Origin of the sequence: Leptolyngbya sp. UWPOB_LEPTO1, assembly GCF_017302695.1 — a bacterium.
GTDB classification, from domain to species: domain Bacteria; phylum Cyanobacteriota; class Cyanobacteriia; order Leptolyngbyales; family Leptolyngbyaceae; genus Leptolyngbya; species Leptolyngbya boryana.
The window spans coordinates 54,462-74,405 of record NZ_JAFLCJ010000001.1 but is presented as its reverse complement, the minus strand read 5'-3'; the positions used below and the strand labels follow the sequence as shown (position 1 = coordinate 74,405).

Genomic DNA, 19,944 nt, shown 5'->3' with positions numbered 1-19,944 from the left:
AATTCTCGGTCAGGAGGCGTTAGAGAAAATGACCGGAAGCGCGATCGTCAGAAATAAATTGATTCAAGTTTGAAAACTAATCTCTTCTTTCTTGAGATTCAAGGTCTTGCATAAAACAGCGTTCGAGCAGTTCAACGCGATAGTGGAACCAGTAACGGCGTGGATTCAAAATCAACGGATATGCAAGATGGAAAAGTGGCTGATTGAGATATTGCCAGACCGGGAAACGAGGTTTTAGTGGAATCATGGGAGCCATTCATCTAAGTATCATGTGAGGGCGACACCGAATTGAATCAGGATTGTGACATTCTGATTCGATATGGTTTTTGCTACTACCAAGATGGCAAATTTCACCTAGGACTTCCCTGGTAAGGATCGCGGAACCTTTTTGATCAATTTTTTTGCAAAGTTCAGTAATTCTAGTGAAAGAAATCTTACTGAATTAGGGTCAGGAGAGAATTGCCCAAATATTCGTACTGTTCAGGGGTGTTATACAACTGAGCTGAGATTCGCACTAAGCGTTGGGGAGCCTGGGGAAAAGGAACGATGGGCACTTCAATGTTAAATTTCTCTAACAATGCGTCTTGCAGTTCTACATAAGAACCATTGGGTAACGGGATAGTTGCTAATGCTCCAATCATTTCTTCTGGACAAGGAGGAGCAACATTCAGCATTTCACAGAGTTGCTTTCTGGCGGCGATCGCTTTATCTCGATTTTTTGCCCTAATTTCGTCCCAGCCTCCCGGCAACAGCGATCCCATATATGCGATCGCGCTTGGAACTGTTAAATATGCAGTCGGATCGTCTGTGCCCATCCAATCAAATTCGAGGTGGAACTTGGAGCGATCGCGACGAGGAGAATTTGAACCGTGGCTAATTGTTAGGGGGCGAATCTCAGCTTGCTTCTCTTTTTTCACGTAGAGAAAAGCGGCTCCTTTCGGCGCGCAGATCCATTTGTGACAGGTTGAAGCGTAATAGGTCGCACCCAAATTGGTGAGATTCAAATCCACCATTCCAGGGGCGTGAGCGCCATCGATCAGGGTATCGATTCCACGTTCTGATAGAGTTTGGACGATTTGAGCGATCGGAAATACAAGCCCGGTCTGACTGACGACATGATCGATTAATGCCAAGCGGGTTCGCTCAGTCACTTTTGCCAGAACTGCTTCAATGACTTGAGAAGGAGATGCGATCGGAAAAGGGACGTCAGCGACCACAACTTTCGCACCACAGCGCGCGGCGACGAAATCTAGCGCATTTCGGCAGGCGTTGTATTCCTGACTGGTGGTGAGCAGTTCATCGGTTGGCGAGAAAGTGAGCGATCGTAACACTGCATTTACGCCAGTGGTCGCATTGGGGACAAACACCAATTCTTCCGAACTCGCACCAACGAATTCAGCTAAACCATCTCTGGCTCGATCGAGCAATCCTTCAAATTCTCGTCCTAGAAATCGCAGAGGTTGCCGTTCTAAGCGGTTTCTGAATTCTTCTTGAACTCGCAAAACCGCGATCGGACATGCTCCAAACGAGCCATGATTGAGAAAGGCAACATCTGGATCAAGCATCCAGTGTTTGGAAATGTGATTCATCTAAAACTCCCCAGACAAGATTCGAACTTGTGACCAATCGATTAACAGTCGACCGCTCTACCGCTGAGCTACTGAGGATTGCGTATCTCGCGAGACTAATCATAACCCGACCTTCTAGAATTATGCAAGCCTTTTCTCAAAATTTCTTAGATCATCTCGAATCAAGTTGGAATTATGCCGAGTTTTCAGGGGTTTTCGGGCAGCAACGCTGTCTTCGCGGTTACCTTGAATCAAAGGATTTGGGGATCGCTTCGAGTCCCGGCATCCAGCCTTTTCAAGGTGTTATTTCCAGGTCAGATGAAGACCCTGTAAACCAGTAATCTATTGATCTGCTCTCGTTTCGATCTCCAGGATGCCTCTAGATCGTTATATTACATTGGCTCACCTTGGAAGGGCTGGTTTGACTACCTAGATTTGGGGGCTTGGCGTTGGATTTTTGCTAGAGCCTCCCTCGCTTTGAGTTGAACCTTTTGACTGGGATCTCTCAAGAGTGGGGTCAGATGAGGAATAGCTGATTTTGCTGCCGACCGCATTACGCCCAACCCATAAGCTGCCGCACCCCGTACCGCCTCATCTGGATGCTTCAATTGTGCAATCAGTTGAGGAATGGCAGGTTTGCCAAGCTCTCCTAGGATTTGGGCTGCCTCATCTCGCACTCGCTCATTGGGTTCTTTTAATAGGGAAATGAGCGCGGGGATGACCTCTGGTGTCTTCGCACCCATTTCCTTTAAGACAAAGGTTGCCCGACTCCGCGCTTCGCTATGAGTCGATTCTTTGAGCAGCGTAATCAGGGTAGGAAGGAAATCAGAGGCAGGTGCGCCTATCATCCAGAGCGTTTGGGCAACCATGCTGTGTACGCCAGGGTCAGGATCGTTTAACAGGGGTTTGAGATGCGGGATCGCTGCTTTACCAGATTTGCCGATAAGCGCAACGGTATAGACAACATCGAATCGTATGGTTGCATCTGTATCTTTGAGCAGTGGCATGAGGTGAGGAATAGTAGGAGATCCAAGACTTGCTAAGGTAAAGACGTATTGACCCCGAACCGCTAGATCAGTTTTGAATAGCGTCACTAATTTAGGAATTGCAACGTTTGCGGCTTTCCCCATTCTGCCCAAGGCTTGCACGGCTTTGTCTCGCACACCGCTATCTGGATCATCAAGGAGAAGAATCAAGTGAGGGGTTGCTCGACTTGCTGTTGTTCCCATTTGTCCGATCTCAAAAGCGGCTGCGGTGCGATCGCTTGCCTTCGGGCTTTTCAATTTCTGAATTAATGCGGACAGAGATGCTGGACGCGATGCCGAAGATTGGGCAAGGATGCGATTGGTCGGGGGAGTCGTAGCAGCGTTTGGCTCGACTGGGATAGCAATGGTTCCCCAGACGACGATTAGACTGAGTAAGTTAAGGTTCAGACATCTTTGCATCTTTACGGATCACTTAGAAAATTAAGGTGTATCTTCTTTCCTGATTCTAGGTTCCAGTCTTAGAGAGGTTATGCCGTTGGCTGCGATCGCGCTTGGCAGGTTAGGAGTGCGCTCCAGCCCTTTCAAGGTGTTATTTCCAGGTCAGATGAAAACCCTGTAAACCAGTAATCTTGTTCCACAATTGAGCAACTACAGTACTTTTTCAACAGTGAAAACAAGTTGAATTGATCTGCTCTCGTTTCGATCTCCAGGATGCTCTAGATTCGTTATAGTACATTGGCTCACCTTGAAAGGGCTGGTTCCGGCATCTTAAACGAATGAAATGAGTATCACGGCTCTGACTTGGTGTTAGGGTAGGTAACTGTGTGCTTTGCGATTGTGAGCTTTTCATTTGTCGATCGTTAAAAATTAACCGATGCAACTTCAGATCCAGACTTTCACCGTTCATAAGCGTTTTGCGCTCAAAATTAGCCGTGGCACTACAGCCCAAACTACGAATATTTGGATCAGGATTGAGCAAGACGGTATTGAAGGATGGGGGGAAGCTTCGCCTTTCTCAATTGGAGAAAATCCCCAAACGACTGAAGCGATCGCGCGTTCTCTTCAAGCGATCTCACCTTTGCTGAAAGCTTTGCATCCTCTGGAGCGTCAACGCATCGATCAATTACTTTCACAGGCTCGGATTCCTTCTGCTGCGCGTGCCGCGCTCGATATTGCATTACATGATTGGTTGGGCAAATCGGCAGGGCTACCGCTTTGGAAGCTTTGGGGACTAGACCGCGATCGCATTGTTCCGACTTCAGTGACAATCGGGATCAATACGCCAGAAGGCGCAAAACAGCGGGTTAAGGATTGGCTCGGTAAAGGGACGATCGAATCGCCACGACAAGACATTCGAGCGCTGAAAGTCAAGCTAGGAAGTCCAGAAGGCATTGCAGCCGATCAGGCAATGTTTGAAGCAGTGCTAGAAGTGGCTCCAGATATTGAGCAGATTAGTGTCGATGCCAATGGGGGTTGGACAGTCGAATCGGCGTTGAAAATGGCGCATTGGTTGAGCGATCGCAAAGTCACTTATATCGAACAACCGCTCGCAAAAGGGCAAGAAGCTGAACTGACGAAGCTGTTTTATCTTTCTCCTTTGCCAATTTTTGTCGATGAGAGTTGTTTTACGAGTCAATCTATTCCAGCTTTAAGCGATCGAGTGCATGGAATCAATATCAAACTGATGAAATCTGGAGGGTTGAGTGAAGCGTTGCGTATGATTCATACGGCAAAAGCTCATGGCTTGAAAATTATGTTTGGCTGCTATTCGGATAGTTCATTAATGAATACAGCACTCGCTCATCTCTCGCCCTTCGCGGATTATTTGGATCTCGATAGTCATTTGAATTTAGTTGATGATCCGTTTGTCGGTGCAATGTTTGAAAGTGGGCGTGTGATTCCAAATCAAGATCCAGGTTTGGGCGTTTCGCTGAGGGCAAGATCATGCTGAGATTAAACGATCGAGTTGCTGTACTTTTGCATGAAGGCATCCAAGGAACACAGGGTAAAACAGGCTTAGCTTTTACACGTGCTCGCCCTGATTCAGTGGTGGCAATTATTGATCATCAATGTGCTGAACAGTCTTATCAAGGTCTAACCAAGATTGTGTGTCAGGCTCCGATCGTGAGTTCGGTGACGGAAGCTTTGAAACATCAACCGACTGTTTTATTGATTGGGATTGCGCCTTCTGGAGGAGTCTTACCTGATTCTTGGTTTGCGGAAGTTCGGCAGGCTGTGGAGGCTGGTTTGTCGATCGTCAATGGGCTGCACACCCCTCTACTCCCAAAATTTCAAAACCTTCAATCGAATCAATGGATTTGGGATATTCGTCAAGAGCCACCTGGATTACAAATTGGAACTGGAGCAGCGAGATCGCTGACTTGCCGAAGAGTGCTCACCGTTGGCACAGATATGAGTATTGGCAAGATGTCTACGAGTTTGGAGATGCATAAGATTGCCGAGCAGAGAGGATTGCGATCGCAGTTTTTGGGTACGGGACAGGCTGGAATTATGATTGCAGGGGATGGGATTCCGCTCGATGCAGTGCGAGTTGATTTTGCTTCAGGTGCAGTTGAACAGCTTGTGATGCGTTATGCAGACCAGGACATTTTGCACGTCGAGGGGCAAGGTTCTATATTTAATCCAGCTTCAACGGCGACCTTGCCTCTGATTCGCGGTTCGCAGCCGACTCATTTAGTTTTAGTGCATCGGGCAGGACAAATGAGCATTCGCAACTTTCCGCAGGTGCCAATTCCGCCTTTGAAGGATGTGGTGCAGGTTTATGAATCGCTTGCCTCTGCGGGCGGAGCGTTTGCAGCCGTGAAGGTGGCCGCGATCGCGTTGAATACAGCTCATTTAGAAACAGATGCGGCTTGGAGAGCGATCTCATTGATTCAGGAAGAAACGCAGCTTCCTTGCACTGATCCGATTCGATTTGGGGCTGATCTGTTGCTAGACGCGGTTCTAAACCGTGAAATGGCGATCTAAATGTAACGAATTTGTTAGACTAGCGAATGGTTCAAGTCGCCCTGTCCTCGCGTGTCTAAGTCGTATGTCTAAAGATAATCCGCAAACGAATTCTTCAGTAGAGACTCAACAAGCAGCTGAGCCTGAAAAAATTCTCTGTCCGTATTGCTTACGAACTGCAACGAATGGAATCAAATGCCAAGGCATCTGTGTTGCGGAAAGTGGTTACTGATTCATCCGAAATTCAGCAGGCGCATCATCTTCAGACAAGAAGTTTTCAGAATCGTCGCATCATTCTCATAACGGATGAAAACTTGGTAATAAATTGAAAAGCCCAGGATCTGTATAGAGCCTGGGCAAGATTCTATCTAGTAGCTCTATGAAAACTCCGGGATGAGAATCTCGGAGTTCCTCACTTTGTTACAGCGTCAACGATTGAACATCGGTTTCAATCAGTTTTGCTAAATCACGCAAGAATATTGCCGCATCTGCACCGTAAATAATGCGGTGATCGCAAGTGATATTTACCTGCATTTGTCGGCGTACTCCGAGCAGTCCATCATCGGTTGCAACTACGGTTGGACGAGATGCGCCGATCGCTAAAATCGCTCCCTGTCCTGGTGGCAAGATTGCATCAAACGCATCCACACCAAACATGCCTAAGTTCGAGACTGTGAACGTTCCAGAACTATATTCATCGGGTTGGAGTTGTTTTGATCTTGCACGATCGACTAAATCTTTCCAGTTCCGAGACAGCGAGTAAAGATCTTGCTGATCTGCATTTTTCAATACAGGAGTGATCAAGCCACCATCTTCCATTGCGACTGCATTTGCAATGTTGATCGACTCGTTAAAGTGAATGCCGTTCTCAACGTAGCTTGCATACAGTAAAGGATGTTTTTGCAACGCCATCGCGATCGCTTTTGTGAGCAAGGCTGACATCGTGACACCCTTCGATTTCACCTGTTTGTACAGTTTGTCGAGTGCATCCGTTGTAATCGTGTACGAAGCTCGGAAGACTGGAACATCTAAACTTGCATTCATATTCCGGACGACTGCGGTTTGCAAGGTCGTCATCGGCTTGATTTGACCCGGTTGGGTGGGAGCGACAGGCGCAGCAGCGGCTCTCGGAGCGGGTGCAGCAGCAACAGCAGCAGGCGCAACAGGTGCAGCAGGTTTTGCGGCAGGTTTGACGGTTGGGGTTTTGCCAGCAGCTTTTTCGATATCTTCTGCCACAATTCGACCATGCGGACCACTTCCAACCACAGCACCCAGTTCAACTTTTAACTCTTTTGCGAGTTTCCGTGCCCGTGGAGAAGCAACGATCCGTCCATTTTGAGTCGGCGCACTAGATGAGCCATTTGTGGCAGCGGCAGCAACAGGTTCTGGAGTCGGTGTTGTAGCAGCGGCAGTGGCAGCCGGAGCGCTCGGAGTTGTTTGGGTCGCTTGTTGTTTCGCGGCTTCGATCTCGGCTTCGGTTTCAGCTAAGAGCGCGATCGCAGATCCGACCGGAGCTGAGTTGCCTGCATCAACGACGATCGTAGCTAAAAATCCTTCGTAAAAGGATTCTACGTCCATATCAGCCTTGTCAGACTCAACCACCACAACGGTTTCACCTTTCTCAACTTTGTCGCCCGGAGCTTTGAGCCAGGACACGATTTTTCCTTCGGTCATGGTGGAACTGAGGGCGGGCATAAAAATTTCGTGGATCATGGCGGGTACATTTCAGGGTGGATCAGAATCTGAACACAAGAATGCGATTTTTTGTGCAGATCAGATTGTATCGAAATTTGGCAGCAAATTTAGCTGCGATCGCGCTGCTGCTGAAAAAAGTCACCAATTAAATATAAAGAGCCGCACAGCACTGTCAGATTCTTGGATTGGGCAGCCTGCAATCCTGCAAAGACATCGGGATAGACTTGACAAGTCTCCAAGCCCGGACAAATTTCTTTTGCAAGCGTGGCTAATTCACTCGGATCAGCCGAACTATGACCTGGTACAGGAATGAGATAAAGCGAATCTTGCGATCGCAAAAGTGCTTTAAAAATATCTGCGTGATCTTTGGTCGTTAGCATTCCCATTACCCAGTGAATCGGGCGATTTAGCGAATCTACAAATTGCCGTAGCGCGATCGCACTTGCCGGATTATGTGCGCCATCGATCAAAATCCGATTTCCTTGCCATTCATACCACTGCATCCGCCCTGCCCATGTTGTATTTGCGATTCCATTGACGATGGCATCATCTGAAATATTCCAGTTTTGTTGACGAAGAAATTGAATGGCAGCGATCGCTAAAGCCGAATTGTGTAATTGAATCTCTCCTTGAAGTGGAAGTTGATATTTTAGCGATCCCTGATGTGCCCAGCCGCCAATGAGTTGTGAGGGTTGAGGATAAACGACAGGACAACCGAGCGCGGCAATTTGTCGATCGACAACTGCTTTTGCTTCATCGGGCAACTGTCCAATGACAGCAGGATGGTTTGCTTTGAGAATTCCTGCTTTTTCTTGGGCAATATTTGAAATCGTAAATCCTAATCGCTGCCAATGTTCTCGACTAATCGACACAATGACGCTGACTAAAGGATTGTCAACCACATTGGTTGCATCTAATCTTCCGCCCAATCCGACTTCGATCACTGCAATATCTACTTGCTGTTCAGCAAAGTAAACCCACATGGCTGCGGTAATCACTTCAAATTGAGTGGGTGAATGCTCTGGATCAATCTGAGATTGTACTTTTAGCAATGTTTGATATAACGCTGCTGATGCAATCGGTTGACCGTTAATGCAAATACGCTCGTTCCAATCAATTAAATGGGGTGAAGTGTAGCGACCTGTTTTATACCCTGCTTCTGTCAAAATGCTAGATAGATACGCACAGACCGATCCTTTGCCATTGCTGCCTGCTACGTGGATGATGGGGACTTGCTTTTGGGGATTGCCTAAATCTGCAAGCAGCTTCAGACTCGCTTCTAGCCCTAAATGTACGCCGAAGCGCTCATAGGTTTGGAGCAACGCATCAATTTTTTCAGAGAAATCGGTCATAGGTTCAACGGAATCCACCATCTAAAATCATCGCACGCAAGACTACAATGAAGGACTGAACAAAATTTTAGTGCGATCGCGTCTCATGTCTATTACTGTTCGTGTCCCCGCTACGACTGCCAATCTTGGAGCCGGATTTGATTGTTTAGGAGCAGCTCTCACGCTCTACAACGAATTTCAATTCTCGCCGATCGACTCTGGCTTGAAAATTACGGCAACCGGAGCGGAAGCTGATCGCGTTGCTCTCGATTCTAGCAACATGGTCTATCAGACGGTTGTCAAATTCTTCGATCGCGTTCAGCAATCTGTTCCTGCGATCGCAATTGATATCAAGATGGATGTTCCCTTGGCGCGGGGATTGGGAAGTTCAGCAACAGCAATTGTCGGCGGACTGGTGGGAGCAAACGCGATCGCAGGGTCGCCGATGAGTCAAAGTGAGATTGCAGCTTTTGCGACTGAGATTGAAGGACATCCGGACAATGTTGTGCCTGCTCTGATTGGGGGGTGCCGATTGGCTGCATCAGGAATTGATCGGGCATGGGAAATCTGTGATATTCCTTGGGACGCGAGCATTGTTCCGATCGTTGCCATTCCGAACTTTGAGCTTTCAACGGCTGAAGCTCGCGGCGTTTTGCCGACAGACTATAGCCGTGCGGATGCGATTTTTAATACAGCGCATCTAGGACTATTTGTTCGAGGCGTAGAAACGGGAAATGCTGATTGGCTAAAAGCTGCCTTGCAAGACCGAATTCATCAGCCGTATCGCGAGAAATTGATTAAGGGATACGATGCAGTGAGAGAAGCGGCGATCGCAGCAGGTGCTTATGGTGTGGTCATCAGTGGAGCCGGATCGACCGTTCTAGCGCTTGCTCATCAACACTGCTCAGAAGGAGTCCGATTAGCTATGGAAAAGGCTTGGACAGAATTAAATGTTGGAGTCGATGCGAAATGTTTAGCGATCGACTCCCAAGGAACTCGCATTATCAATACACTCTAGATAGAACTCAATAGACCTAAACTTTCTTGAATAAATTCTCATGCGTAGAACCTTCACTCTCATTCTGCTCCTTTCATTCTGCTGGCTCACCTCTATCTCTCCGGCTCAAGCTAGCCTTTTTTCCTTTTCTGGCAGCCGTCCCACGAATTTAGGGCTACACAACGATCGCTTAACGGAGTGCCCTAGTACACCCAATTGCGTCAATAGCGTTAGCTCTGATTCGACCCATGCGATCGCTCCTCTTAAATCTTCTAACATCGAAAAAGCCTTCGCAGATCTCAAACAAGTGATTGAATCTCAACCGAGAACAAAAATTATTGAATCTACTGAGAACTATCTTTACGCTGAATTTACTAGCAAACTCATGGGCTTTGTTGATGATGTAGAGTTTTATCTAGACAAGACGAGCAAGGCGATTCAAGTGCGATCAGCATCCCGTCTTGGCGAATCTGATCTCGGTGTGAATCGGCAACGCATTGAATCGATTCGCACTCAACTGAGCGAGAACGTCACATAAAACTGCTGTCCTATGCAAAACTCATCACAAAGATGTGGAATAGTAGAACAGTGTTTTTATTTCCCTGTCTCTCTCTATGAATGAGTTATTGCATCTTCCGCTTCTGGAACATCCAGGAACTCTCTGGCAACGCACGATCGAGCAGACTCAACATGCCCTGTCTTGCGGTGCGTTGCTTTCTATTCCTACAAGTCACGAGTTTGTTGAACAAGCAGGTGTTCAATTTCTCGTACGGATTGTCAGTAACTTAATTCGCAAAGAGGCAGCAGACCTTAAACAAAAACAAGAAGAAAAAAGCGGACATCCCATCAATCCTTTTCTACCGTACGAGCGGGATTTGTTTGTGATGGATATTTCTGAAACGCATGTGTGTCTTCTGAATAAATTTAACGTGGTTGATAACCATCTACTGATTGTGACCCGCGCATTTGAAGAACAAGAAGCCTTACTGACCCTTCATGATTTCACTGCGATGTGGGCATGTTTATCGGAAGTCGATGGTTTAGCTTTCTATAATGCAGGAAAAGCAGCAGGGGCAAGCCAACGACATAAGCATTTGCAACTTGTTCCTTTTCCGATGGAGAAAGAGATTGATCGTGTTCCGATTGATCCCCTAATTAAAAAGGTCAGATCGCGCGATCGCATCACTCAGATTCCTGAATTTTCCTTTCTCCACGCATTCGCAAGATTTGAGCCTGAAACCACACCTGAAGACATTCTTCAACACTATTACGAGCTACTAGAAACAGTTGGAATCCGCTCTAATCGTGTGATGCAGTCGGCTCCTTACAATTTATTAGCGACGAGGGAGTGGATGTTGATTGTGCCGCGATCGCAACCCGGATTTGGCGGAATTGGAGTGAATTCTCTAGCATTTGCAGGTGCGCTCTTAGTTCAAACTCCTGAGCAACTCGAAACGCTCAAACAATTACGTCCGCTGAATTTTTTAAAGAACGTTGCGGTAATATCCTCAATCAAGACAGGTTGATCATAATGAAGAATTGCCCCACAGCCTGTTATGAAACACGATCGATTTATTGTTCCCGCGAACACAAAGATTAATCTGAAAGACTATGATCCAGCTTATACCGACGGCTTAACCGATAAAGCTGCGGCTCAAGCCGAACTTCAACAAGGGGTGCAACGACTAGCAAAGTATCAAGATATTCTCTACGCTCAAGATTCCTACGCATTGCTGATTTTGTTTCAAGCAATGGATGCCGCAGGAAAAGATAGCACGATCAAACATGTGATGTCGGGTGTCAATCCTCAAGGTTGCCAAGTCTACAGTTTTAAGTCGCCTTCTTCTGAAGAATTAGATCACGATTATCTTTGGCGATCGAATCGGGCCTTACCAGAACGCGGTCGGATTGGCATCTTCAATCGGTCGTACTACGAAGAAACTTTAGTCGTTCGCGTTCACCCAGAACTCTTAGTTCATCAGAAACTTCCACCAGAAGCCAATGGCAAAGAGATCTGGGACAAACGATTCAAGCAAATCAACCATTTTGAACAGTATCTCGTCGAAAATGGCATTGTTGTACTCAAGTTCTTTTTGAATGTTTCTAAGGAACAACAAAAGAAACGATTTCTAGCTCGGATTAATGAACCCGAAAAAAATTGGAAGTTCTCTGTCTCTGATGCTAAAGAACGGCAACACTGGGATCAATACATGGAAGCTTTTGAAGATGTATTTAACAATACGAGTACTAGCTATGCTCCTTGGTATATTATCCCCGCCGATCATAAATGGTTTACCCGGTTAGCCGTCTCAGACATTATTGTGAGTACGTTAAAGTCTTTGCATCTGTCCTATCCCACGGTTAGCGAAGTCCGGCGTGCAGAGTTACTAGAAGCAAAGAAAGTCCTAGAAAGCGAGGAATAATTGAAATAACAGAAGGCGGAGTTGTCCCAAAACTCCGCCTTCTAAGGTTTCGTAGGTTAGAGTGAGTAACGCTTTAAACTCGCGCTTCCTCTACCAGTTTTTCCCAACCTAAATCCTTCAATGCCCCATTTCGCCGCAGTGGTCGTGTTACTAACTCCAAAATGTCCCGCGTATTCCCAAATCCGTGAATCTGAGCAAACGTAAACTCGACTGACCACTTCGTACTAATTCCACGCGCCTCTAGTGGATTTGCGTGAGCCATTCCCGTAATGACTAAGTCCGGTTTCAATTCATGAATTCGCTGCAACTGATTATAGTTATCTGGCTTTTCAACGATCGTTGGAACTGGAACACCCATCTCCTGACAGGTTTTCACTAAGAAATCTAATTCCGCTGCCTGATACCGCTTGTCCATGTAAGGAATGCCGATCTCATGACAAGTCATCCCGCACCGAATCAAAAACCGAGCCAGCGAAATCTCGAGCAAGTTATCGCCCATGAAGAACACTGACTTGCCGCGAATCAATTGCAGGTAGTCTTCAACACTTTGCCAAATTTTTGCTTCCCGCTCTTCTAATCCTTTCGGCTCAATGTTAAACACTGAGCAAATCTTTTCAACCCAAGCCCGTGTTCCATCTGGACCAATTGGGAAAGGCGATCCAATCAATTTCGTTTTCCGTCGTCGCATCAATGTTGTAGCAGTTCTTGACAGGAACGGATTCACGCCTGATACATAGTATCCTTCCTCGATTACGGGAAGCTCAGTATAACGCTTCGCAGGCAACCATCCTGAAACCTTGATCCCTTGATGCTTTAATTCCAAGGAAAGCTGAGTCACGATCGGATCAGGAACAGACCCAAACATTACGAGCGGCGGATGATCCACATATTCTGACTCTTCGCGCTTCACATCTTCCTGTTTGCGTCCAAAGTTCATCAACTTCTGGATTGCATTACGCTCCTCTTTGTCTGCTTCCGCGGTTGGAGCTTGGGTTGGACAGCGTTGCGCCATTGCTGCTAAAACCGTGTCTTCTCCTTGTGTGAAGGCGTAATCGAGACCATTCGCTCTTGCTACAACAATGGGGATGCCAATCTCGGATTCTAGTTTCGGCGCTAGTCCTTCTAAATCCATTTTGATGATTTCAGTGGTGCAAGTGCCGATAAACACAATCACACTCGGATTACGATCGCGCTTAATCTGCTCACAGAGCCGCTTCAATTCGTTGTAATCGTTCAACTGAGCAGAAATATCGCCTTCTTCCAGTTCTGCCATGGCATAGCGAGGTTCTGCAAAAATCATCACGCCCATCGCGTTTTGCAGAAAATAGCCGCAAGTTTTCGTGCCAATAACGAGGAAAAAGCTATCTTCAATTTTTTGATACAGCCATGCAACACAGCTAATCGGACAAAAGGTGTGATAGTTTCCAGTTTCGCACTCGAAATTAAGGGCTTGAGGTTGAGCATCAGCGAGAGTCATAACGGTAGTTCTCTAAAGTGAGGATTTTATTGAGGCGATGGTGTCGTTCGGTTGCGTCCTTCGCAAGCTTCATCAACTTCAGCCGGACGACGAGGTTTCTGAGGCGCTTCGGTTGCAGAACTCGCAGGAAGATACTTGGGAGTTTCAGCTTTGAGTTGTTTGTGATTCAGTTCTTGTTCGGGATCAAAGTTCAGTCCCAGTGCAACAACAATGCGATCGGGATGATTGCTCAAGTCCACAATGAGCGGCAGCATTTCGGTCAGACGGGGTTCTTCGGTTGAGAGAACACCCAGAATAAAGCTAGAAGACGGTCGCCGTTTCCCTTCGCAACTGACCCAGATCGACAACCGAGAAATCCAAGAACGGTTTGCTTCGTAATAGTCGAGCCAGCGGTCTTTGAGCGATCGACGTAATTGATCAATGTTCACAAGTCAAACAAAGTAAAAGGACAAAGTTGGCACTAAAGATCACATATCGCAATTCGTAGCCTTCATCCTTTCCCCTTCATTCTTTCTTTAGACCATCATCAAATCTAATTCTTCCTCGGCGGCTTTTGGTGGTGGTGGATTGAGATAAAAGTCAGACAGCAGCGAGAATAAATCGCGATCGGCAGCATCTTTTGGAACGACTCCTTCAGGATTTGCCAAAATCTGATCGGCAATGTTCAGATAGTAATCACACACATAGTTCAATGAGGGATCAGACTCTGCCATTTCAAACAATGTCTTTCCTTTCACTCGCGAAACGCGAATGTCTTCAATCAAAGGCAACACTTCCAAGATTGGCATCGGCACTGCATCAACATACTTTTCAATCAGATCTCGCTTTGCCGTGCGATTTCCAATCAAGCCTGCGAGTCGTAATGGATGGGTTCGTGCTTTCTCTCTGACCGAAGCTGCAATCCGATTTGCTGCAAACAACGCATCAAATCCGTTATCCGTCACGATCATGCAATAGTCTGCATAGTTCAACGGAGCCGCAAATCCTCCACAAACCACGTCTCCCAGGACATCAAACAGAATCACATCATATTCATCAAATGCGTTCAGTTCTTTGAGCAGTTTGACCGTTTCACCGACTACATAACCACCGCAGCCTGCTCCTGCTGGAGGCCCACCTGCCTCTACACAGTCCACACCGCCATAGCCTTTGTAGATAACATCTTCAGCCCAGACATCCTCATAGTGATAGTCCTTTTCCTGAAGCGTATCAATAATGGTTGGAATCAAGAAGCCAGTCAAGGTAAACGTACTATCGTGCTTGGGATCGCAACCGATTTGTAAAACCTTTTTGCCGCGTTTTGCCAATGCGACTGAGATGTTGCAGCTTGTCGTCGATTTGCCGATGCCGCCTTTGCCATACACTGCGAGTTTCACTCTAAGGTTCTCCTAAGTCGTCTCTGAAGGGGTGAGTACAAATCTGTTCTGTTTGCATTGTTGTTGATAAGACCGTTTCTGCCTAGTCCTCGCAAAAAGAAGTTACATCGCTAAGACAATTCAGTTGAAGAATATATTTATCAGAACTCCAAGAAATCTTACTAAGGTGAATTAAGCAATTATTTAGCAATTTTTAAATTCTTGAATTCTTTTTTTTATAAAAATAAGAACAAAAAACAAACACATTAAACCTAACCCTGTTGCTCTTTTCGTTCAATTGCTGATTAGGTCAGTTCCTGCGTCCTACCCACGATTTTCCAATTCAAAGTTCTTCAGAGTGAGGAAGATAGACAACTGCTCCTGCCTACAACGCAGTACCCTATCCGTTCACTGCAGAGTTCTATTAAGAATCATCAAAGTTTTGCGGTCTTACTCAAAGAAAAAGGCATCCACACTGGATGCCTCCGTGAACTCCTTTGATGATGAAAAACGAATTAGCTATGCACCTCGACGATTTCTGCGTTGCTGACGCATTTGTTGAATTTGATCGCGTTGCGCTTGTGTTAGTACTTCTTGATTGATTTTTTGCTGAGCTGATCTCATCTTGTCTCGAATCTGCGTTTTCTGTGCATCAGACAAATTCAGCGATCGCATCATCTTTCCAGGCTTTTCACCTCGCTGTACTGCTGCATCGTACTGAGCACGCTGCCCATCATTGAGCACGTTGGTGTAGATATCTTTTTGCACCGCTTCCCGAATCGACTTCATGGATTGCTTCTGTGCATCAGTCAAGCCCAGCTTATTTGCATATTCCTGTTTTGGGGCTTGTGCCAAGCGGTTTGTAGGACGAGCATGAGCTGCAAGCATCGGCGAAACTGCCATCATCAGCGCGATCGCACCGGGGAGAAGAACTGCAACTTTTTTCATTGAGAATTTCTGCATGGTGTAAGTCAAAAATTAGGTCAGTGATCAGCTAAAAAATTAGCTTCGCTTCCTTAGACAGACTCACTATCTCAAAGGTTCAAATTATTTTTCTTAAATCGGCAGCGAGATCGTAAATTCCGTGCCTTCACCCACAATAGAGCGGCATTCTAACTGCCCTCCATGCTTCTCATTTACAATTTGCCGACTAATTGGCAATCCCAGTCCTGTTCCTTTTCCTACTGGCTTCGTCGTAAAACTTGGCTCAAAAATCTGGGATTGAATCTCAGGCAGCATTCCCAACCCGTTATCCTTGATGCGGATAGAAACCGTTTGGTTGGAGCGATCGATCTCAGTTGAAATCCAGATCATATTAGGAGACGCTGCAACCTCTGCATAAGAGCGCGTTTCATTTTGCTCTTCAAACGCATCGATCGCATTCGCAATCAAATTCATAAAGACCTGGTTGAGTTGCCCTGGATAGCAGCTAATTGGCGGTAGTTCTGCATATTGTCGAATAATTTGAATTTCAGGATGTTTCTCATTTGCTTTCAGGCGATGTTTGAGCAGCATAATGGTGCTTTCAATTCCCTCACGCAGTTGAAATTCAGTTTTTGAAGAGATATCCGATCGCGCAAACGAGCGTAGCGAAAGACTAATATCCTTGAGGCGATGAACCCCTTCATGAATTGATTTGATTAATTTTGGCAAGTCTTCGGCAACATACTCTAAATCAATATCTTCAATAAATTCTGCAATATCTTCAGCAGAATCTTTGCGCTGATACATCTGAATTAACGCAAACAAATCGCGTGTGTAATCATCAATGTGTTTGAGATTGCCGCTGACAAAATTAATCGGATTATTAATCTCATGTCCGACACCTGCAACAAGTTGACCCAGTGTAGACATTTTCTCACTCTGCACTAATTGCAATTGAGTCGTCTTTAATTGATGCAGTGATATTTCTAATTCGGCGGTACGATCTCGAACTCGTTGTTCTAGTTCCTGAGCTAATTGTTGCAGTTGCGCCTCGGTTTCGGCTTGTTCGGCAATTTTCGTTTGTAGGGATTGATTGAGGTGCGAAATACTTAAATGCAGCTTAACGCGAGCAATGACTTCTTCTTGCTGAAAGGGCTTGGTAATATAATCGACCGCGCCTAGTTCTAACCCTCTAACTTTATTGATGGAATCAGAGAGAGCGGTCATAAAAATGATGGGAATGTGCTGTACTTTAGCATTGGCTTTGAGACGCTGACAGGTTTCAAATCCATCAATCCCAGGCATCATCACATCCAGCAAAATCAAATCCGGGAGTGCGTACTCGGCTTGCTCGATCGCAGATTCTCCATCTGTTGCCATCAATGTTTTCCAGCCTTGCCCTTGCAGCGCTTCAGACAGGACTTTCAGGTTGGTTGGTGTATCATCTACAAGCAAGATGCGAACCGGGACCAATGAAATCGGGATCATTTAATGTGCCGCCTTAGTGTAGGACTTGATAAACTGACGGATTTTTCCAGCTTGAAACGTCGCAGTAAGCTTCTTCAATTCGGCTACAAACGTTGTATAGCAAGGGTCTTCCTCTATTAATGTATTCAGAATACCCTCGATCGCAGTAATATCGCCCATCATAGCAAGATGATAGATATCATCTAAGACATTCTGTGCTGGAAGAACGAGTTTACCCTGGGCCGGTGCGGCTTGAGCGGGCGATTCCGTGGGTTGAGTTTGATAGATCCAGGTCAGATTCAGGAGAGCTTGTAGTGTATTGAGCAATTCTCCAACTTCAAAAGGTTTGGGAAGAAAGGCATTTGCACCCGCATCAAGGCTACGCTGACGATTGGAGCCAAAGACATTAGCACTCGAAACAATGATGGGAATTGCACTTGTTTCAGCAGTAGAGCGCAGTTGCTCAATCAATCTCATTCCATCTAGCAGAGGCATCGCTAAATCTGTAATTACGAGATCAGGATGATCTTCGTCAATTGCTAACCAGCCATCACTTCCGGTGTAAGCGACTTTGACTTCAAATCCGATCTGTTGTAGTAGTGTTGCCACCATACTGCATTGAGTCCGATCATCATCTACAACGAGAATAACCGGGGGTTGACCTTGAATTCCAATGACTGTCTGGGTTTGCGCTAGATTCTGGGTAGATTGATTCCATTCGGATGCGATCGCGAATTCAACTTCGAGCGAAAAAATACTGCCTTCGCCTAAGCGACTCTGCACTTGAATTCCGCTTCCCATCAAGTTTGCAATTCGCTGGCTAATGGCAAGTCCTAGCCCTGTTCCTTCAGATTTGCGCTCAACGGCTCCGACTTGTTCAAAAGGGAGAAAAATTTTGTCTACTTGCTCGGTAGACATCCCTACGCCTGTATCTTCGATTTCAAATCGAATTCTAGACTCTTGAGCCGAGAGTGCGCGGAAGGTGACCTGTCCTTGGTCTGTAAATTTGATCGCATTCCCGAGTAGATTGATCAAAATCTGTCGCAGTCGCTTCTCATCAGCAACAATGCCAATCGGTAAGCAATCGTCAATCTCGACCTGAAATCCAATCCCTTTCTGCTCAGCCCGGATTCGGCAGATTTCAGCAACCCCATTGAGAAAACTCGCAAGATGAATGCTAGACGAATCAAGTTCTAGCTTACGAGCTTCAATTTTTGACAAATCTAGAATGTCATTGATCAACGTCAGCAAGTGGGAGCCGCACTGATGAATAATTTTGATGCCTTCTTGCTCTTTAGGGGCGACTGATCGCTCTAAGATTTGGGCATAGCCTAAAATTCCATTGAGCGGTGTCCGCAGCTCATGGCTCATGTTGGCAAGAAATTCGCTTTTTGCTTGGTTCGCAGAATCTGCTGCCTGTTTTGCCTCTAAGAGTTCGCGGGTACGTTCCTCAACTTTTGTTTCTAGCGTTTTGGAATAATCAATGAGTTGATTGTTCGCAGATTCTAATTCGCGATTCGCTTCTTCTAGTTTTTGGTGTTTGTGAGAATTTACAGTCGCAACCACACTCGCAATGAAAGAAGCAAGCGCGGGTGTGACTGGAATCAGCATTCCTCCTAGAAAAATGAAATAGGCTCCCGAGACAATTGCACCACTTGTCCCGACCGTTGCCCACAGAATTTTTCCACCCGGAAGGCGCTGGCGACTAGGTAAACTTGCTAACGTCCAACTTCCTATGGTTCCAAACAGAGAGCAGGCAAAAATCCAAGCAATGAATTTTTTGATCGTCAAGCCATGCAGCATGTTGTTCTGCTTGACACTATTGACCAGTTGATAAGCAATGTTGGCATGGACGACTACGCCAGGGGTTGGATCTTGAGCAGAGAACCACGAAGAACTAAAGGGAGTTCCAAAAAAGTCGTTGGTGCTCGCGGCAATCGAACCAATAAATACCATACGATCGCGCATCAAATCTGCGGGGACGCGTCCTGCGAGAACATCTCGCATCGATACTGTGTGGAATGCTTTTTCTGAGCCATGCCAATTGAGGAGAATCTGGTAGCCGCCAACATCTGCGTCTGAGTATCCTGCTTCTTGATCTTTTAGAGGAAGATAAACGGTTTGACCAAGCTTGTATTGGAGTGGATTTTTATCTGAGCTGTCTAATGTGGTGCCTTCAGCTTCTAGATATTTTAAAGCAACTCGTGTTGCTAGTCCCGGCTTAACCGTCTGATCTTTCGAATCTTCAGAGGTGAGCAAGGCACGCCGAACTTGACGATCGCCGTCTAACACTAAATCTGCGATCGCAACTTGGTCTTTCTTTTTTAAAGCAGGCGGAGGTGCAACGCGATCACCTGTGATTTTCTCAACTCCAATCAAATTGGGTGTGGATTCAAATACATTGACCAGCTGCTTGTGACCTTCACCTTCTGGCAAATCGCGATAAAGATCTAGCCCGATTGCTCTTGGCTTTTGTGCCCGAATCTTTTCAATTAACTGTGCTAGTGACCAGTCTGGAATCGGCCATTTTTTTACACTTTGAATATCTTCCTCATCGATTGTGACCACCACAATCGACTTTGCCATTTCTCCGGTCGATCGCTGCCGAAAGAACTGATCGCGCACTTGCCACTCAAGCAAATTAAATACACCTAGCATTTGTCCCGCAGTAACAGTTGCAGCAACGCTAGGTGCAATGATCAAGACGCTACGATTTCGCCGAAAAAAAGCTTGGATTTTTTGCCGCATAGTAGT

At 46.2% G+C, this 19,944-nt stretch carries 18 protein-coding genes and 1 tRNA gene; 7 read left to right on the top strand and 12 right to left on the bottom strand.

Going from position 1 to position 19,944, the window contains the following annotated elements; translation table 11 throughout:
• Positions 1 to 76: 76 nt before the first annotated feature.
• The 4 genes from J0L70_RS00370 to J0L70_RS00355 all read right to left on the bottom strand — a co-directional run bounded on the left by J0L70_RS00370 (position 77) and on the right by J0L70_RS00355 (position 3,013).
• Positions 77 to 247 (bottom strand): hypothetical protein, encoded by a 171-nt coding sequence (locus J0L70_RS00370; protein WP_197693230.1) that lies wholly within the window; start codon positions 245 to 247, stop codon positions 77 to 79.
• Positions 248 to 434: 187 nt separating this feature from the next.
• Entirely contained in the window at positions 435 to 1,589 is a 1,155-nt protein-coding gene (locus tag J0L70_RS00365) for an aminotransferase class V-fold PLP-dependent enzyme (RefSeq protein WP_287452623.1), read from the bottom strand.
• A 6-nt stretch (positions 1,590 to 1,595) separates the two neighbouring features.
• Positions 1,596 to 1,667, bottom strand: a tRNA-Asn gene (locus tag J0L70_RS00360).
• Positions 1,668 to 1,993: 326 nt separating this feature from the next.
• Positions 1,994 to 3,013, bottom strand: a complete 1,020-nt coding sequence (locus tag J0L70_RS00355; RefSeq protein WP_287452621.1) for a HEAT repeat domain-containing protein — start codon at positions 3,011 to 3,013, stop codon at positions 1,994 to 1,996.
• Positions 3,014 to 3,428: 415 nt separating this feature from the next.
• Between J0L70_RS00355 and J0L70_RS00350 the strand changes: the two genes are divergently transcribed.
• From J0L70_RS00350 to J0L70_RS32115, 3 genes are all read left to right on the top strand, one after another.
• Positions 3,429 to 4,505, top strand: coding sequence for a dipeptide epimerase (locus J0L70_RS00350; RefSeq protein WP_287452619.1), 1,077 nt, complete (start codon positions 3,429 to 3,431; stop codon positions 4,503 to 4,505).
• Positions 4,499 to 5,542, top strand: a complete 1,044-nt coding sequence (locus J0L70_RS00345; RefSeq protein WP_287452617.1) for an N-acetyltransferase DgcN family protein — start codon at positions 4,499 to 4,501, stop codon at positions 5,540 to 5,542. The genes J0L70_RS00350 and J0L70_RS00345 overlap by 7 nt, the downstream gene beginning before the upstream one ends.
• Positions 5,543 to 5,606: 64 nt before the next feature.
• Positions 5,607 to 5,753: a DUF8639 family protein gene (locus tag J0L70_RS32115; protein WP_017290724.1), complete on the top strand. Its 147-nt coding sequence runs from the start codon at positions 5,607 to 5,609 to the stop codon at positions 5,751 to 5,753.
• A 188-nt stretch (positions 5,754 to 5,941) separates the two neighbouring features.
• On the opposite strand, the gene J0L70_RS00340 is transcribed toward J0L70_RS32115, so the two are convergent.
• Positions 5,942 to 7,195 carry a dihydrolipoamide acetyltransferase family protein gene (locus J0L70_RS00340; RefSeq protein WP_502711018.1) on the bottom strand — a complete coding sequence of 418 codons (1,254 nt, stop codon included), beginning with the start codon at positions 7,193 to 7,195 and terminating at the stop codon, positions 5,942 to 5,944.
• Between the two features lie 128 nt (positions 7,196 to 7,323).
• Complete coding sequence (locus J0L70_RS00335; RefSeq protein WP_287452614.1) at positions 7,324 to 8,568, bottom strand: bifunctional folylpolyglutamate synthase/dihydrofolate synthase; 1,245 nt, start codon at positions 8,566 to 8,568, stop codon at positions 7,324 to 7,326.
• 85 nt (positions 8,569 to 8,653) lie between these two features.
• On the opposite strand from J0L70_RS00335, the gene thrB reads away from it, so the two are divergent.
• The 4 genes from thrB to J0L70_RS00315 all read left to right on the top strand — a co-directional run bounded on the left by thrB (position 8,654) and on the right by J0L70_RS00315 (position 11,967).
• Positions 8,654 to 9,565 carry a homoserine kinase gene (gene thrB / locus J0L70_RS00330; protein ID WP_287452612.1) on the top strand — a complete coding sequence of 304 codons (912 nt, stop codon included), beginning with the start codon at positions 8,654 to 8,656 and terminating at the stop codon, positions 9,563 to 9,565.
• A 40-nt stretch (positions 9,566 to 9,605) separates the two neighbouring features.
• Positions 9,606 to 10,082, top strand: a complete 477-nt coding sequence (locus tag J0L70_RS00325) for a DUF1499 domain-containing protein (protein ID WP_268180137.1) — start codon at positions 9,606 to 9,608, stop codon at positions 10,080 to 10,082.
• A gap of 76 nt (positions 10,083 to 10,158) precedes the next feature.
• A complete protein-coding gene (locus J0L70_RS00320) occupies positions 10,159 to 11,070 on the top strand; it encodes an ATP adenylyltransferase family protein (RefSeq protein ID WP_287452609.1) in 912 nt (303 codons plus the stop codon).
• Between the two features lie 30 nt (positions 11,071 to 11,100).
• Positions 11,101 to 11,967, top strand: a complete 867-nt coding sequence (locus J0L70_RS00315; RefSeq protein WP_017290730.1) for a polyphosphate kinase 2 family protein — start codon at positions 11,101 to 11,103, stop codon at positions 11,965 to 11,967.
• Between the two features lie 73 nt (positions 11,968 to 12,040).
• On the opposite strand, the gene J0L70_RS00310 is transcribed toward J0L70_RS00315, so the two are convergent.
• The 6 genes from J0L70_RS00310 to J0L70_RS00285 all read right to left on the bottom strand — a co-directional run bounded on the left by J0L70_RS00310 (position 12,041) and on the right by J0L70_RS00285 (position 19,938).
• Positions 12,041 to 13,444, bottom strand: coding sequence for a ferredoxin:protochlorophyllide reductase (ATP-dependent) subunit N (locus J0L70_RS00310; RefSeq protein ID WP_190651850.1), 1,404 nt, complete (start codon positions 13,442 to 13,444; stop codon positions 12,041 to 12,043).
• A gap of 26 nt (positions 13,445 to 13,470) precedes the next feature.
• Positions 13,471 to 13,872 (bottom strand): DUF5331 domain-containing protein, encoded by a 402-nt coding sequence (locus J0L70_RS00305; protein WP_017290732.1) that lies wholly within the window; start codon positions 13,870 to 13,872, stop codon positions 13,471 to 13,473.
• 87 nt (positions 13,873 to 13,959) lie between these two features.
• The gene (gene bchL / locus J0L70_RS00300; protein WP_287452605.1) at positions 13,960 to 14,820 is read right to left on the bottom strand and encodes a ferredoxin:protochlorophyllide reductase (ATP-dependent) iron-sulfur ATP-binding protein; all 861 of its coding nucleotides are present in this window, start codon (positions 14,818 to 14,820) and stop codon (positions 13,960 to 13,962) included.
• Positions 14,821 to 15,318: 498 nt separating this feature from the next.
• Positions 15,319 to 15,762 carry a hypothetical protein gene (locus J0L70_RS00295; RefSeq protein WP_287452603.1) on the bottom strand — a complete coding sequence of 148 codons (444 nt, stop codon included), beginning with the start codon at positions 15,760 to 15,762 and terminating at the stop codon, positions 15,319 to 15,321.
• 93 nt (positions 15,763 to 15,855) lie between these two features.
• Positions 15,856 to 17,211 carry a hybrid sensor histidine kinase/response regulator gene (locus J0L70_RS00290; RefSeq protein WP_190651853.1) on the bottom strand — a complete coding sequence of 452 codons (1,356 nt, stop codon included), beginning with the start codon at positions 17,209 to 17,211 and terminating at the stop codon, positions 15,856 to 15,858.
• Positions 17,212 to 19,938, bottom strand: a complete 2,727-nt coding sequence (locus tag J0L70_RS00285; protein ID WP_287452600.1) for a CHASE2 domain-containing protein — start codon at positions 19,936 to 19,938, stop codon at positions 17,212 to 17,214.
• Between the last annotated feature and the right edge of the window lie 6 nt (positions 19,939 to 19,944).

Excerpts from the sequence above, each read along its gene's own strand:
- J0L70_RS00370 (WP_197693230.1), bottom strand. The coding sequence starts at position 247 with ATGATTCCACTAAAACCTCGTTTCCCGGTCTGGCAATATCTCAATCAG.
- J0L70_RS00365 (WP_287452623.1), bottom strand. The coding sequence starts at position 1,589 with ATGAATCACATTTCCAAACACTGGATGCTTGATCCAGATGTTGCCTTT.
- J0L70_RS00355 (WP_287452621.1), bottom strand. The coding sequence starts at position 3,013 with ATGCAAAGATGTCTGAACCTTAACTTACTCAGTCTAATCGTCGTCTGG.
- J0L70_RS00350 (WP_287452619.1), top strand. The coding sequence starts at position 3,429 with ATGCAACTTCAGATCCAGACTTTCACCGTTCATAAGCGTTTTGCGCTC.
- J0L70_RS00345 (WP_287452617.1), top strand. The coding sequence starts at position 4,499 with ATGCTGAGATTAAACGATCGAGTTGCTGTACTTTTGCATGAAGGCATC.
- J0L70_RS32115 (WP_017290724.1), top strand. The coding sequence starts at position 5,607 with ATGTCTAAAGATAATCCGCAAACGAATTCTTCAGTAGAGACTCAACAA.
- J0L70_RS00340 (WP_502711018.1), bottom strand. The coding sequence starts at position 7,195 with ATGACCGAAGGAAAAATCGTGTCCTGGCTCAAAGCTCCGGGCGACAAA.
- J0L70_RS00335 (WP_287452614.1), bottom strand. The coding sequence starts at position 8,568 with ATGACCGATTTCTCTGAAAAAATTGATGCGTTGCTCCAAACCTATGAG.
- thrB (WP_287452612.1), top strand. The coding sequence starts at position 8,654 with ATGTCTATTACTGTTCGTGTCCCCGCTACGACTGCCAATCTTGGAGCC.
- J0L70_RS00325 (WP_268180137.1), top strand. The coding sequence starts at position 9,606 with ATGCGTAGAACCTTCACTCTCATTCTGCTCCTTTCATTCTGCTGGCTC.
- J0L70_RS00320 (WP_287452609.1), top strand. The coding sequence starts at position 10,159 with ATGAATGAGTTATTGCATCTTCCGCTTCTGGAACATCCAGGAACTCTC.
- J0L70_RS00315 (WP_017290730.1), top strand. The coding sequence starts at position 11,101 with ATGAAACACGATCGATTTATTGTTCCCGCGAACACAAAGATTAATCTG.
- J0L70_RS00310 (WP_190651850.1), bottom strand. The coding sequence starts at position 13,444 with ATGACTCTCGCTGATGCTCAACCTCAAGCCCTTAATTTCGAGTGCGAA.
- J0L70_RS00295 (WP_287452603.1), bottom strand. The coding sequence starts at position 15,762 with ATGCAGAAATTCTCAATGAAAAAAGTTGCAGTTCTTCTCCCCGGTGCG.
- J0L70_RS00290 (WP_190651853.1), bottom strand. The coding sequence starts at position 17,211 with ATGATCCCGATTTCATTGGTCCCGGTTCGCATCTTGCTTGTAGATGAT.
- J0L70_RS00285 (WP_287452600.1), bottom strand. The coding sequence starts at position 19,938 with ATGCGGCAAAAAATCCAAGCTTTTTTTCGGCGAAATCGTAGCGTCTTG.